Annotated in this window: 11 protein-coding genes; 5 read left to right on the top strand and 6 right to left on the bottom strand. The window is 57.4% G+C overall.

From position 1 onward, the window contains the following. Positions 1 to 12: 12 nt before the first annotated feature. Positions 13 to 3,270: an ammonium transporter gene (amt, locus tag DSD30_RS02815; protein ID WP_114008060.1), complete on the bottom strand. Its 3,258-nt coding sequence runs from the start codon at positions 3,268 to 3,270 to the stop codon at positions 13 to 15. A gap of 358 nt (positions 3,271 to 3,628) precedes the next feature. After that, a complete protein-coding gene (gene infC, locus DSD30_RS02820) occupies positions 3,629 to 4,165 on the bottom strand; it encodes a translation initiation factor IF-3 (RefSeq protein WP_114008061.1) in 537 nt (178 codons plus the stop codon). 376 nt (positions 4,166 to 4,541) lie between these two features. On the opposite strand from infC, the gene focA reads away from it, so the two are divergent. Then, on the top strand, positions 4,542 to 5,396 hold the full coding sequence (focA, locus tag DSD30_RS02825) for a formate transporter FocA (RefSeq protein ID WP_114008062.1): 855 nt from the start codon (positions 4,542 to 4,544) through the stop codon (positions 5,394 to 5,396). Positions 5,397 to 5,465: 69 nt separating this feature from the next. Here the strand turns inward: focA and DSD30_RS02830 are convergent, their stop codons facing one another. Further along, positions 5,466 to 6,071: a LysE family translocator gene (locus DSD30_RS02830; protein ID WP_114008063.1), complete on the bottom strand. Its 606-nt coding sequence runs from the start codon at positions 6,069 to 6,071 to the stop codon at positions 5,466 to 5,468. Positions 6,072 to 6,197: 126 nt separating this feature from the next. Between DSD30_RS02830 and DSD30_RS02835 the strand changes: the two genes are divergently transcribed. Then, positions 6,198 to 7,145, top strand: coding sequence for an AraC family transcriptional regulator (locus tag DSD30_RS02835; protein ID WP_114008064.1), 948 nt, complete (start codon positions 6,198 to 6,200; stop codon positions 7,143 to 7,145). Here the strand turns inward: DSD30_RS02835 and DSD30_RS02840 are convergent. Further along, on the bottom strand, positions 7,142 to 8,338 hold the full coding sequence (locus DSD30_RS02840) for a glycosyltransferase family 4 protein (RefSeq protein ID WP_114008594.1): 1,197 nt from the start codon (positions 8,336 to 8,338) through the stop codon (positions 7,142 to 7,144). The two genes, DSD30_RS02835 and DSD30_RS02840, sit on opposite strands and share 4 nt — an antisense overlap. 85 nt (positions 8,339 to 8,423) lie before the next feature. On the opposite strand from DSD30_RS02840, the gene DSD30_RS02845 reads away from it, so the two are divergent. Next, positions 8,424 to 9,227 carry an alpha/beta hydrolase gene (locus DSD30_RS02845; RefSeq protein ID WP_114008065.1) on the top strand — a complete coding sequence of 268 codons (804 nt, stop codon included), beginning with the start codon at positions 8,424 to 8,426 and terminating at the stop codon, positions 9,225 to 9,227. A 74-nt stretch (positions 9,228 to 9,301) separates the two neighbouring features. Here DSD30_RS02845 and DSD30_RS02850 read toward each other — a convergent pair whose 3' ends face one another. Next, a complete protein-coding gene (locus tag DSD30_RS02850) occupies positions 9,302 to 10,606 on the bottom strand; it encodes an aspartate aminotransferase family protein (protein ID WP_114008066.1) in 1,305 nt (434 codons plus the stop codon). Between the two features lie 151 nt (positions 10,607 to 10,757). Between DSD30_RS02850 and DSD30_RS02855 the strand changes: the two genes are divergently transcribed. Next, positions 10,758 to 11,606 (top strand): LysR family transcriptional regulator, encoded by an 849-nt coding sequence (locus DSD30_RS02855; RefSeq protein WP_114008067.1) that lies wholly within the window; start codon positions 10,758 to 10,760, stop codon positions 11,604 to 11,606. Between the two features lie 48 nt (positions 11,607 to 11,654). Here DSD30_RS02855 and DSD30_RS02860 read toward each other — a convergent pair whose 3' ends face one another. After that, positions 11,655 to 13,025, bottom strand: a complete 1,371-nt coding sequence (locus tag DSD30_RS02860) for a tryptophanase (protein WP_114008068.1) — start codon at positions 13,023 to 13,025, stop codon at positions 11,655 to 11,657. Between the two features lie 307 nt (positions 13,026 to 13,332). Here DSD30_RS02860 and DSD30_RS02865 point away from each other — a divergent pair, with 307 nt between their 5' ends. Beyond that, positions 13,333 to 13,773 carry a c-type cytochrome gene (locus DSD30_RS02865; protein WP_114008069.1) on the top strand — a complete coding sequence of 147 codons (441 nt, stop codon included), beginning with the start codon at positions 13,333 to 13,335 and terminating at the stop codon, positions 13,771 to 13,773. Positions 13,774 to 13,866: the final 93 nt, after the last annotated feature.

Here is a 13,866-nt window from a genome sequence, read left to right on the forward strand (position 1 = left end):
GCTTGTTTGTTGTCAGGCCGTGCGCTGGGCAAGATCTGACAATGGAGGCCGGTCCGCCTGATCCAGAACACGATCCTCTGCCGCGGCCTTGGCTCTGGCAAGGGCTCGCAAGGCTGCGACATGCGCATCGGTTTCCTGCAAGTCGGCCTGCTCCGTCATGAAATGGGTCAGATCGGCCGGAGCAGAGGTGATGGCCTGTTCGATCGGCACCGGTTTTCCGATCAGATAGCCCTGAAACTGGTCGCATTTCTGGTTTCGAAGGAACAGGATCTCTTCCTTGGTCTCCACCCCTTCGGCGACGACTTTCATGCCCAGACCAGCCCCAAGACTGATGATGGCCTTCATGATGGCGACCGCATTGTCTTCCTGTCCCAGTGCGGCAACAAAGCTGCGGTCGATCTTGATCGTGTCAAAGGGATATTTCGACAAATAGGACAGAGACGAATAGCCGGTGCCAAAATCATCAAGCGCCAGAGACAGCCCGATGGACTTGAGCAGTTTCATGATGGACAGACCACGGGCGTCATCCTCGATCAGCATGCTTTCGGTCAGTTCCAGTTCCAGTTGGGATGGTTCGGCCCCTGTCTGGGCCAGAATGGCCTCAATCTTGGCGACGAAATCCTTTTGCTGGAATTGCAATGGGCTGATATTGACGCTGATATGCTTGCCCGCAAACGGCCCCTTGGAGGCGAGACAGGCCTGATGGAAGACCCAGCTGTCGATGTCGATGATCTTGCCACAGGCTTCGGCAACGGGAATGAACTCGGCCGGACTGACAAGGCCGCGCACCGGATGGTTCCAGCGCAGCAAGGCTTCATAGGAGTTGATTTCCAGATTGTCAGCCTCTGCCCGTGGTTGGTAATAGACCTCGAACTCGCCCGCTTCAAGTGCGGTTTCCAGATCCGCTTGCAGCAGCCTGCGCTTCTCCATCAACTCATTGAGACCCTGACGATACATGGTGGCCATGCTCCGCCCGGAATTCTTCGAATGGTAGAGCGCAATGTCCGCATTGCCGAAGACATCTTCCTTGTCGCGGGCATGTTCGGGACAAAGGGCTACCCCGACACTGGCACCGATCATTGCGGAGCTGCTGTCGCCCAGCGAAATGGGTTTGGCCATTTCTGCAACGATGCGGTGGCCGGTATCTTCTGCCTGATTGGCAAAACTGATGTTGGGCTGAATGATTGCAAATTCATCGCCGCCCAACCGGGCAACCGTACCATCGGGCCCGACGATGGATTGCAACCGGCTGGCTGCCTCCTTGAGGACCAGATCGCCCGCCTGATGGCCATGCACATCATTGACATTCTTGAAGCGATCCAGATCCACCAGAATGAGCGCGGTGCTCCTGCCGTTGCTTGCTGATTTGACGGCATTGTCCAGCTTGTCATTGAACAAAGAGCGGTTGGCTAGCCCCGTCAACGCATCGCTTTGGGCCAGAATCCGCATGTTCCGCTCGGCCGCCTTGCGCTCGCGCAGATCGACCAGACAGACGATTCGAACATTGTCGCCCCTGAAATTGATGACCCGGCCCTTGACCGCAACCGGGATATGCTCGCCGGACTTGGCTGCCAGATTGACCTCGTAGAAGCCGCGATTGCCTCTATGCATGGCGTCGGAGGCGTCTCTTCGTTTGTCCTTGACGCGAAACCGCATGACGGATTTGCCGACCATTTCGTCCAGACTGTATCCCAACAGCTCAACCAGACGCTGGTTGCCATCGATGATGATGCCATTCTTGAGCATGGCGATGCCTTCAAAGGTCGCGTTGGAGAGCGCCGTGATCCGCTCGGCTTCCTCTGATTGCGCCTTCAGGGCATCAAGCTCGCTGAGTTTGCGATGCTCATGTTCCATATTGATCATCAGCTGGTTGAACAGATCAGTCAGCTTCTCGGCCTCATCGCCGGGCACCGTCGGGAGGCGCTGGCTGAAGCCACGCTGACCGGAGACCAGATTTTCCATGGCCTCCTCGACATGGCCGACACCGATGCGGGTGGCATGTTCTGCCACATTGAGCCCGATCAGCTCCTGCTTTTGATTGACGCGCAAGCCGACAACCCGGTTCAAAGTCCAGAAGAATGCATAACCAAGGAAGAAGCAGAAGCAGAAATTGAGCAACGCCCCGCCGGTCTGCACATAGATCTGATGCAAGCGGCTGCCCGACAATTGATCAGCCGGAGCGAGAAAGGCCAGCCCGACCGTGCCCACCACGCCAGCAAAGCCATGGGTGCCAATGGCCCCAACGGCATCGTCAATCTTGTAGTTCTGCTCAAGAAAGTCATTGGCATAGATGGCGACGGCGCCGCCGACGGCCCCAATGATGATGGCCCCTGCAGGGGTGAGAACCGCGCAGCCAGCGGTGACCGCGACCAAACCACCCAGCATGCCGTTGACGGATTTTTCGGGCAGATAGCAGCCATCCTTCAAATAACCGAGGATGTGCCCTGCCACGGCCCCAAAGCCACCCGCCAAAATCGTGTTGAGAATGATGAAGGCCACACCCTCGCCCGCCTTCAAGGTGGATCCGCCATTGAAACCAAGCCAGCCGATAAAGAGAAGCAGCCCCCCTGCGGCCGTCAGTACCGGGCTGTGGCCCGCCAGCCGGATCGGCCTGCCTTGTTCGTCGAACCGCCCCTCTCGTGCCCCGAGCACCAGACAGGCCGCCAGCGCCACCCAGGCCCCTGTGGCATGAACAACGGTCGATCCAGCAAAATCGATAAAGCCCAGATTGGCCAGAAAGGCACCGGGATTGTCCTGCAGGGCATTGCCCCAGACCCAATGGACAAAAACCGGATAGATGAGGACAGACAGAAAAATGGACCCGATCACATAGGCAGACAGCCGCATACGCTCGGCAACGGCACCGGAAACAATGGTGGCCGCCGTGCCACAAAACATCACCTGAAAGACAAAGAAACCCGCTTCATAGGTTGTGATCTTCTGGAGGCCCAGATACTTCCAGTCAAATCCAATCAAGCCATAGTGGCTGGAGCCGAATGCGATGGTGAAGCCGGCAATGGCGAAGGCCGCGACTGAGAAGGTGAAGTCGAGCAGGTTCTTCTGGGCGACATTGATGCTGTTCTTGGAGCGGACCATGCCGGCCTCCAGAAGCAGGAAGCCGACTTGCATGAACATGATCAACGCACTGGCTGCCATTATCCATGTCATGTTCAGTCCGGATTCGACATCCCTGACATTCAGCGCCGAGGCCTCGGCAGTCACGATGGACGAACCAAATGCGAGGGTTGAAATTGCCAGAATACGTCTCATCAGTTTTAGCTTCCCATAACCATTTCCTGAAATTTGATAGCAGAGCGTTAATTTTGTGTATGCAATTTCAATGATTTACCGTCAACCGAGCGCTCAAATAGAGTGCAACTGCCGCGATTTTGATCAAACCAGACCAACCGGTCCCCTTTGGACGGGCAAACGCGAGGCCGCTAAAGGACAAAGTCCTATTCAGACGGATCCAGGCAGCTATTTGCTGTTGCTCTTTATAATTTTCAGGGACGCAGCCGCGATGGCTTGGGCATGCAACTGCTACAGGCTACTCAGGGGGCAATCTGCATACAAAAAAGCCCGGCTCTGTTGAACCGGGCTTCTTAACTTCTGACTATATCGCTCGCGCTTATTTCGGAGCGAGGATCATGATCATCTGGCGACCTTCGAGTTTTGGCTCCAGTTCAACCTTGGTGCGCTCGACAAGCTCACCTTTGACCTTCCTGAGCAGCTCCATGCCAAGATTCTGGTGGGCCATTTCGCGACCGCGAAACCGCAGGGTGAACTTCACCTTGTCACCAGCATCGAGGAAGCGGTTGGCGCTGCGCATCTTGACCTCATAGTCATGGGTGTCGATGTTCGGGCGCATCTTGACTTCCTTGACGTCGACAACCTTCTGCTTCTTGCGCGCTTCTGCCGCTTTCTTTTGGGCCTGATACTTGTATCGACCATAGTCCATGATCTTGCAGACAGGCGGTTTGGCATTGGGTGAAATTTCCACCAGATCCAGCCCGGCTTCGGCGGCCATGTCCATGGCCTGACGTGCAGGCACGGACCCGTGGTTGGTGCCTTCATCATCGATCAGCTGGACTTCGTCTACACGGATTTGATTGTTGATGCGCGGTCCCGTCTCACGGGTTGGTTGCGCTCGATATGGACGGCGAATGGTCGTAGTCTCCTGTAAAGTTGCAATAAATGCGTTCCCCTACATATGCCGCAGCTTGCCCGTCCTTTCAAGTCACCAGACCGCTCAAAGGGCGCTTAATTGATAGAAACGACAACGCTTTGCACAATCTATCGGTCAATTCTCGGCGGAAATACGCATTTCAGGCTTCACCGCCTATCACCAAAGGGCGGCAGTCATGCGTGAAAAGCATGGCAAAAGATGACCAAGATCAAGATCAGCAGCAAGGGATCTGCTATGAGCGAGCCAACAAGAGTTCAATCGTTGCAAATGCTGTATAGCATCCGTACCTCCCCCGCTTGGTGACCATATCCCCCGATGCGTCAACAAGTCAGACGGACCAATCAAGGGCTTTTTCATGCCACAAGAGCAGTTTGACGCACTCCTTCCCGCAGCCATGGCCCAGAAGGCGGAAGATGTCGGCGTTACCAAGGCGACCCGCCATCCCAAACAGACCTTCATGCTGGCCATCATGGCCGGGGCCTTTATCGGCATTGCCTTTATCTTCTATACCGTGGTGACCACAGGCAATAGCGGTGTCGGATGGGGCGCCAACAAGTTCTTGGGCGGGCTGGCTTTCAGCCTCGGGCTGATGCTGGTGGTGGTCAATGGGGGCGAGCTCTTCACCTCGACGGTGCTGACGGTGGTGGCGAAAGCCAGCGGCAAGATATCGTGGGGCCAGTTGGCGCGCAACTGGGCTCTGGTCTATGTCGGAAACTTCATTGGTGCCATTCTGCTGGTGGTCATCATGCAGATTGCCCGGCATTATGAGCAAGGCAACGGGGCGCTTGGTATCAGTTACATGTCGATTGCCCAGCACAAACTGCATCACGGCTTCTTTCAGGCGGTGGCGCTGGGTATCATGTGCAACGTGATGGTCTGTCTGGGGGTCTGGATGACCTTTTCCGCCCGCTCGTTGACCGACAAGCTGCTCGCCGTCACCCTGCCGGTTGCGATGTTTGTGGCCGCAGGCTTCGAGCACTGCGTGGCAAACATGTTTCAGATCCCGATGGGAATCCTGACCGCAGCTGCGGCAGATGCAGACTTCTGGGCGACGACGGGCCGGTCCGCAGCAGACTTTGCGGATCTCACTTGGGGCCACTTTGTGATCAACAACCTCATTCCGGTCACCATCGGCAACATCATTGGCGGCGGCTTCTGTGTCGGGCTGGTCTACTGGTTTATTTATTTGCGCCCCGGCAAAGAAGCTTGAGCGCATAGATCCACCCAAACAGGTTTATTCAATGTGTCGGGGCGATTGCCCCGCGTCGTTGTCGACTGCTTAAAAGCGAACCAGCATCGGTGCGATACTGGCGATCAGCAACAGTGCCATCGCCCGGTTGAACCATAGGAGCCGATCGCCTTTGGAAAGGTTTCGGCGCAGCGCTGCTCCCGATATGGCCCAAACGGAAATCGAGGGTATGTTGACAAGGGCGAAAATGGCCACAAGCGCAAGCAGATTAGAAACCTGCCTGTCTGCACTCAAATAGGTAACGGTGACCAAGAGTGCCACGGTCCAGGCTTTGGGGTTAACCAGTTGCAACATCGAGGCCTGGAAAAAGGAAAGCGGGCGATCCAATGTGTCCTCCCCTTTTGCGCCCAAAGATTTGGCGTTCCAGATCTTGTAGGCCAGCCACAAGACATACCCTCCGCAGAGCAGACGCAAAAGGCTATCGATTACAGGATATTGCTTGATCAATTCGCCCACACCAAGTCCCACTGCAAAGACCATCGACAAAAAGCCTAGCGATACGCCAAACAGCAATGGCAACGAGCGGAGCACCCCGAAATTTGCCCCCGAAGTCAGCAGCAGAAAGTTTGCCGGTCCCGGCGAAATCGACATAACGAACGCAAAGCCGGCGAGCGCCAGAATCCAATCCAGTGACATGGGAGATCTCCAATCCGAAAGACACAAGAAACAAGGAATGACCGTCTTCTGCTTGCCTCATCGGACGTCCCTTGTTAATGATCAGAACACCTCGATTTTTGATCGATCCTCCAAACTGAGGCCCCCATGGCGGACGGCGATCTTATTTCCGATATTTTCAAGACCCTGCGTGTCTCCGGCGAGGTTTATTTCTGTGCGCGATTGGCGGGGCCAATTTGCGTGGAAATTCCCCAATCCTATCGGCATATTCGCTTTCATATTGTGCTAAGCGGTCAGTGCTGGCTGTGTCTGAACGACGCCGAGCCTCTATTGATGCAGAAAGGCGACATTGTGCTTGTACCCGAAGGGCAGGCGCAAGAGATCAGCACCGAACCGGATCTGGCTTCTCATCCCTTGATGGATGCCATTGCTGGTGGGGCCTTGAAAGACGGTCAGCTTAGCCTTGGCTCCGGAGTTCAACGGGCTCAACTCCTGTGTGGTTTCCTGCAATTTGATGAGCAGATTGAACATCCGATCCTGTCGCTTTTGCCGTCCCATATGCATCTTTCTGACAAGACATTGTCGGCCGATCCATGGTTGCAATCGGCGCTTCACCTGATTTCGTTGGAAGCCAGACATCCGGGTCAGGGTATGGCAGCCATTGTCACGCGTTTGATCGAGGTGATTTTCATACAAGCCATCAGGCAACGGATCGAGCTGGCAAATGACACGAGTGAAGGTTTTTTGCTGGCGCTTTCAGATCGGTCTATTTCGCGTGTTTTGTCCGCGATGCATGACACTCCCGACCAGAAATGGAGTGTGGAGGGCCTTGCTGACATTGCGGGACAGTCCCGTTCGGCCTTCGCTCGGAAATTTGCCGAGCAGGTTGGGACAAGCCCAATGGACTATTTGCGTCGATGGCGGCTGAGCAAGGCGCGCCTGTTGCTGGTATCAAGCCAGCTTTCCATGGGCGAGATAGCCTTTCAGTGCGGCTATGACTGCGTGCCTTCCTTCTCCCGCTCCTTCAAGCGGGAATTTCATATCGGCCCGGGGACTTTCCGCAAAAATGGTGGGTCCAGCACCGTGCCTCGCTAGTGTTTGGCTGATGCGAGCGCGGTTCCCAGCAACTGATCATAGACAGCGAGCGTCTGTTCTCCCATCGATTTGAGGGAGAAACGGCGCTCCATTTGGGCGCGTGCGATGGAAGCCAGGTCTGCGATGGCCGCCGCGCCCATCCCTTTTTGCTGGGTAAGCTGCAGGGCAATTGCGGCCTGCCAGCCTTCGGGATTGTTGTGGGTGATGGAGCGGGCGATCCAGCGGGCCGGATCGACCCCGTCCGGGCAGGCGATCACCTCTGGCTGGGCGCCCAGATCTCCCACCAGAACCGGCGTCCCCATGGCCAGACTTTCCGCCGCCGAACGGCCAAAGGTTTCGGCATCCTGACTGGGCACAATGGTCAGATCTGCCCGTTTGTAAGCCGCAGGCATGTCTGACCAATAGCCAACGCGGCGCACACAATCGGTCAAATCATGCTCGGCAATCAGCTGGTCAAGCTCGGCGACATAGGCTTCGCGGCCCTGATCATCACCAATCAGCACCAGCTTGAAGCCAAGGCCAGCCTTTTTCAACGCCCCCATCACCGGCAGGATGAAGCTCTGGCCTTTCCAGCGGGTCAGGCGCGAGGGCAGGATGATCAGCGGATCTCCGCTCAAGTCCCACGCCTTGGCAAGGGCATCCGTGCGATCGGTTGAGACCGCAGCAGGGTCAAAAGCCGCCATGTCGATGCCGCGATAGATGCTGACGATGCGGTCCTTGGCGGTTGGATTGCGTGACGCCACAAGAGCGGCGGTATAATCGGAATTGGCGATCACCACATCGCCTCTGGCCATCACCGAATTGTAAAAAGCCTTGAATTGTCCCTTCTGACTGTAGGCCCCGTGATAGGTGGTCACGAAGGGCACACCAGCCCGGCGGGCGGCCAACAGGGCGCTCCAAGCGGGCGCGCGGGAGCGGGCATGGACCAGATCGACCTTTCGCTCCCGAATCATATTTTCAAGCACCTGAACGTTGGAGACCAGCATGGTCCATGGATGTTTGCTGCGCCCCTCAAAGGGCAGCAATTCTCCACCCGCTTCTTCCAACTGCGGCACCAGACGCCCCGGCTCGGCGGCCACCAAAGCCTTGCCGCCAGCCTCCGTTATGGCTTGGGTGATATCCACCGTTCCGCGCTCCACACCACCGGAATCGAGCCATGGAACAACTTGCAGGATGGTAGGGGCTTTTTTCATGGGAACCGCCGCGTTATGTAGGCTGGGACTGGATTTTGCGTCGCGCTTGGTGCGCCGCAACACTTGCATGCCCGGAGACATAGCCATGACAGCCACCGAAAAGCAAATCCTCCTTGTTGGCAAGGGCGAAAAGCAACGTGATATCGCCTTTCACCATCGCCCGGCGACCCGTCCCGCCAACCAGACAGACGCGGCGGGTGTCTTTTGGATGGGCGGCTACAAGTCCGACATGGCAGGCTCGAAGGTGATGACCTTGGATGGCTGGGCGGCGCATCAGGGCCTTGGCTGCACGCGCTATGATTATTCTGGCCATGGGGTATCGGGTGGGGCCTTCATTGATGGCACCATTTCAAAATGGCTGGAGGAAAGCCTTGCCGTCTTTGACAGCCATACAGACGGCCCGCAAGTGGTGGTCGGCTCGTCGATGGGTGGCTGGTTGGCCTTGCTGCTGGTTCGGGCGCATCTGGCCGCCGTTGGCGTGAGCAAGAGCCGCATCAAGGGGTTGGTGCTGATTGCGCCGGCAATCGACATGACCAAGGATTTGATGTGGGACATTTTTGATGATGAGGCCAAGCAGCAAATGGCCGAGACCGGTATTTTCCGCCGCCCAAGTGAGTATGGTGACCCTTACGAAATCACCGCCGATCTGATTGAAGATGGCAAGCAGCATCTGTTTGGCGACGCGCTGATCGAAACCGGCTGCCCAGTGCATATTCTCCAAGGGGTGACGGATGATGCGGTGCCATGGACTGTGGCGGTCGATCTGGTCGGGCGCTTGGCGCAGGATGATGTCAAGCTGACCCTGATCAAGGATGGCGACCATCGCCTCTCCCGCGACGAAGATCTGGCCCTTTTGACCCGCGTGGTCGGCGAGATGGCGGGGCTTTGACATCATCCCCCTGCCCGCTTCTTGACGGGTTTGGGCAGAGGGATTTGCTGACGACTGAGGCTTATAGATGGGGCCTAGTTTTGGGCCGCTTTCATCGAATCGGAGAGGATCGACAGGGCGCGGTCGATTTCCTCGGCGGTCACGGTCAGCGGCGGGGCGATGCGGAAGACGCCGCCCATGCCGGGCAGTTTGACCACATTCATCGACAGACCGCGCTGCATGGCTTCTTCCATGATGCGGGTGCCAAGCTCATAGCCCGGTGCCTTGGTGTCGCGGTCCTTGACCACTTCAAGCCCCATCAGCAAGCCACGTCCGCGAATGTCACCAATGCACTCATAGTCTTTTTGCAGCTCCAGCAAGCCATTGCGCAACTGGCTGCCGCGCTCGACGGCCTTCTCGGCCAGACAATCGCGGGCCACCACATCGAGCACCGTGTTGCCAACAGCGGCGGGCAGCGGATCCGAGACATGGGTGGTGTAGAAGAGATAGCCGCGCTCATGGGCTTTCTGTTCAATGGCGTGCGAGGTCTGGATCGCGGCCAACGGCAGGCCCGCCCCAAGGGTCTTGGACAGGGTCAGGATGTCCGGGGTGACGCCATCGCGCTCAAAGGCAAACATCTGCCCGGTGCGGCCAATGCCCGTCTGGGCTTCATCGAGGATGAGCAGCATGCCGCGCTCTTCGCATTTCTTTTTCAAAGCCGCGAGATAGCCAAGCGGCAATTCGATGATGCCACCGCTTGAGAGGATCGGCTCGGCAATGAAAGCTGCGAGCTTGCCAGAGGTCTGGCGATCAATCAGATGGAAGGCATCATCCAGTTCGGTCTGCCAGTCCAGCGACCCATCGGCATGTTTGAAGCGCGGGCGATAGGCGTCGGGCGCGGGAATTGCAAAGGAGCCGACCGCTGCCGGGCCATAGCCAAAGCGACCGGCACTGTAGGTGGCGGACGCTGCGGCCCCGGTCATGCCATGCCAGCTTTGGGCAAAGGCGACGACTTCGTGACCACCGGTGACCAGTTTGGCCATGCGCAGAGCGGCTTCGTTCGATTCCGCCCCGGTGGTGACCAACATGACTCGCTCAAGTCCCGGCACAAGCGAGCCAAGGCGACTGGCAAGATCGACCACCGGACGGGACAGCATGCCGCTGAAGAGGTGATCGACCAGACCCATCTGCTTGTTGACGGTGGCGACAATGTCCGGATGGCTGTGGCCCAGAAGCGCGCTCATCTGGCCGGAGGTGAAATCGAGAATGGCGCGGCCATCGGCGTCATAGACATAATTGCCCTCGGCCCGTTCAATGATCAGCTTTTCAAAGGCCGAGCCATAGCGGATCAGGTGGGTGTTGGCGCGGTGCCAGAAATCAGCGTCGTCATTCAAGGACATGGTGGGTTCCTTTGCTCTGAAAGCGAGAGGGTCGCGAAGGGCGGATTGCGTGTTTGTTGTTTGTCTCACCCCTAGCAAGCCTTGCACCTTCAGGCAAATTGATAGTATTTGATACAGATATCATTTTTTCTAATGTCAAGAAGGCCTTCCCATGCAGACCCTTGATCTTTCCCTCTTGAGGCATTTCATCATGATCGCGCGTTGCGGCTCGATCAGCCTTGCGGCAGGGGAAGTGGGGCGGACCCAATCAGCGCTGAGCATGCAGATGCAAAGGCTGGAAGAGCAATTGGGGCGGACCTTATTGCACAGAACCGGATCGGGGGTGCGGCTGACCCGCGCCGGGGAAAGCCTCATCGCCCATGCGGAAACCCTGCTGGCCCAGCATGATGATATGGTGATGGAGTTAAGCGGGGCGAACCTTCGCGGGTCGGTCAGTCTGGGCTGTACGGAAGATTATGCCAGCGCCTTTTTGCCCGATCTGCTTGGCAGCTTCTGCGCAGCCTATCCGGATGTGGATTTGCAGCTGGTCTGTGCGCCCTCCACCGACTTACGGCCCCTCTTGCATCAACGCCAGCTGGATATGGCGCTGGTGTCCCTGCCCTCTCCCGATATGAGCGGGGCGATCCGCAAAGAGCAACTGGTCTGGGTGGCCCATGAAGCTGAGCCCCACTTGCTGGACGCGCCCGTGGTGCCTTTGGCTTTGGCAGCACCCAACACACTGGACCATCGGGCGGCCTGCGCGGCGATGGATGCGATCCAGCGACGCTATCGGGTTGCCTATGCCTCCAACAGTTTGGCCGGGCTGTTGGCGATCGCCCGCTCAGGCCATGCGCTCAGCGTCTTGACCCAGTCAGCGGTGCCAGAGGATCTTTATGTTGTGACCGACAGGCTGCCGCCCCTGCCTGCCATTGGCATCACATTGGAGGTGGCGGATCAGCGATCCTCAGCGGCAGCCAGTGCGCTGGCCGATCATATCCGCAGCCAATTGCCGGTGCTTTGACGATCAAATGCCGGCCCGGATCACAAGACCCGGACCGGATGATGCTGCTCAGTCGTCCAATGGCGCAAACTGGCAGGTGAAATGGCGCATCATTTTGGGCTCTTTGGCGATACGGAAGCCTTTGAGGCTGTCTTTTTCCTTGTCCAGCAGTTCAAATGCCTCAACCACATAATCGGCGTGCGACTGGGTGTAGGTGCGGCGTGGGAAGGCGAGGCGGACCAGCTCCATGGCGGCGGGCTTTTCCGAGCCATCAGTCTGGCGGCCAAACATCACCGTGCCGATTTCGCACGACCGGATGCCACCGATTTCATAAAGGCGGCAGGCAACCGTGTGGGCCGGATAGGACAGCGGATCGATATGGGGCAGCCAGCGCTTGGCATCGACAAAGACCGCATGTCCGCCTGCCGGTTTGACCACCGGAATGCCCAGAGCGTCGAGTTTTTCGATGATATATTCGTTGGTACGGATGCGGTATTTGAGATAATCCTCGTCAATAATCTCGTGAAGACCCTGTGCGAGGGCTTCCAGATCACGGCCAGCCAAACCGCCATAGGTCGGGAAGCCTTCGGTCTGAATCAGGCGCACGCGGGCTTGTTCCGCCACCGAATCGTCATTGAAGGCAATCCAGCCACCGATATTGCCAAAGGCGTCCTTTTTGGCGCTCATGGTCATGCCGTCAGCAACACGGAAGCAATCGCGGACAATATCCTTGATCGAGCGGTCCTGCTGGCCTTCCTCGCGCTGCTTGATGAAATAGGCATTTTCCGAGAAGCGGCAGCCATCAATGATGAAGGGTTTGCCAAAGCGATGGGCTAGCTCGGCAACGGCCTGAATGTTGCCAAGGCTGACGGGTTGGCCACCGCCTGCATTGTTGGTGATGGTCAGCATGACAATCGGCACGCTGTCGCCATATTCGTTCAGGAAGGCTTCGAGCCTTTCCAAATCCATGTTGCCCTTGAAGGGATGAAGCGAAGAGGGATCTTTGCCTTCGGCAATCACCAGATCATAGGCTTCGGCGCCGCTGGCCTCAATGTTGCCGCGGGTGGTGTCGAAATGGGTGTTGTTCGGGATATGCTTGCCCGCGCCGCCATAGATCGACATCAGAATGGCTTCTGCCGCGCGGCCCTGATGGGTCGGGATGATATGCTCAAATGACATCAGCTCCTGCACGCTGTCGCGGAAACGATAATAGGATGGCGAGCCAGCATAGCTTTCGTCGCCACGCATCACGGCGGCCCATTGTTCGGCGCTCATGGCCCCGGTGCCCGAATCGGTCAGGAGGTCGATCAGCACGTCGTCGGAATGAAGCGCAAAGAGATTGTAATGCGCGTCGTGCAATTTGGCCTCGCGCTCGGCGCGGGTCGTCATGCGGATCGGTTCAACGGATTTGATGCGGAAGGGTTCGATGATGGTTTTCATAACAAAGTCTCCGGTCTGACAGCCCGGATTCCTTGCTGAAAACACATTCCGGGCTGCGCGCCGCGGTTGCCCTTTGGAGAGAGATCTCCCCGGACCGCGCTCAGCGCCGAAAGTTTTACACCGCCGAGTATGTGGGAGAGGGTGCCGTGGGTCAAGATGGGATCGGTGCTCTGAGTGCCAATGCGCACAGGGTGCCAAAAGATGTCTGAAGGGCGGCTTCAACAAAACTGGAGGCGCCGCTGGGGGACTTTCGTTTGGTGCAAGAATATGGAATGGTACGTATAGGACCAACCAAGATGGACTAGTCATGCCATTGAAACGCTCAATCTTTTTCGCCCTTTGCCTGACGCTTTCCGGCGCGGCGCTCGCCCATCAAAGCGTCAAGAACCCGGCTGTCAAAGCCCGGATGGATGGCATGGTAACCATCAATGCCGCCATGAAGAATCTGGCGCAAATGGCCAAAGGCGCCGCCCCCTATCAACAGACCACCACAGACAGTGCCTTCAAGGCAATTATCGAGCAGTCGAGCAAGGTGCCAGAATTGTTTCGGAGCCGACAGGATGATCCGGTTTCAGAGGCCTTACCTGCCATTTGGTCGGATTTTGACGACTTCTCCAACAAGGCCAAAGCGCTGCAGCAGGCGGCAGAAAAAGCGTCCAGCGCGGTCACGGATCAGGCCTCTCTGCGCTCAGCCATGCGCGCGATTGGCGTCACCTGCAAGGCCTGCCATGATAGCTATCGCAAATAACCCTTCTCTTCTCTCCCCTTGAGGTCAGCCATGATGCTCGATCCCGTCGCACGGTGCGGTTTGCTGCCGCTGGCTTTGAGCGGATCCGCTCGC

Source organism: Cohaesibacter intestini, from assembly GCF_003324485.1.
Taxonomy (GTDB): domain Bacteria; phylum Pseudomonadota; class Alphaproteobacteria; order Rhizobiales; family Cohaesibacteraceae; genus Cohaesibacter; species Cohaesibacter intestini.

Excerpts from the sequence above, each read along its gene's own strand:
- focA (WP_114008062.1), top strand. The coding sequence starts at position 4,542 with ATGCCACAAGAGCAGTTTGACGCACTCCTTCCCGCAGCCATGGCCCAG.
- DSD30_RS02865 (WP_114008069.1), top strand. The coding sequence starts at position 13,333 with ATGCCATTGAAACGCTCAATCTTTTTCGCCCTTTGCCTGACGCTTTCC.
- DSD30_RS02845 (WP_114008065.1), top strand. The coding sequence starts at position 8,424 with ATGACAGCCACCGAAAAGCAAATCCTCCTTGTTGGCAAGGGCGAAAAG.
- DSD30_RS02835 (WP_114008064.1), top strand. The coding sequence starts at position 6,198 with ATGGCGGACGGCGATCTTATTTCCGATATTTTCAAGACCCTGCGTGTC.
- DSD30_RS02850 (WP_114008066.1), bottom strand. The coding sequence starts at position 10,606 with ATGTCCTTGAATGACGACGCTGATTTCTGGCACCGCGCCAACACCCAC.
- DSD30_RS02860 (WP_114008068.1), bottom strand. The coding sequence starts at position 13,025 with ATGAAAACCATCATCGAACCCTTCCGCATCAAATCCGTTGAACCGATC.
- DSD30_RS02840 (WP_114008594.1), bottom strand. The coding sequence starts at position 8,338 with ATGAAAAAAGCCCCTACCATCCTGCAAGTTGTTCCATGGCTCGATTCC.
- amt (WP_114008060.1), bottom strand. The coding sequence starts at position 3,270 with ATGAGACGTATTCTGGCAATTTCAACCCTCGCATTTGGTTCGTCCATC.
- DSD30_RS02855 (WP_114008067.1), top strand. The coding sequence starts at position 10,758 with ATGCAGACCCTTGATCTTTCCCTCTTGAGGCATTTCATCATGATCGCG.
- DSD30_RS02830 (WP_114008063.1), bottom strand. The coding sequence starts at position 6,071 with ATGTCACTGGATTGGATTCTGGCGCTCGCCGGCTTTGCGTTCGTTATG.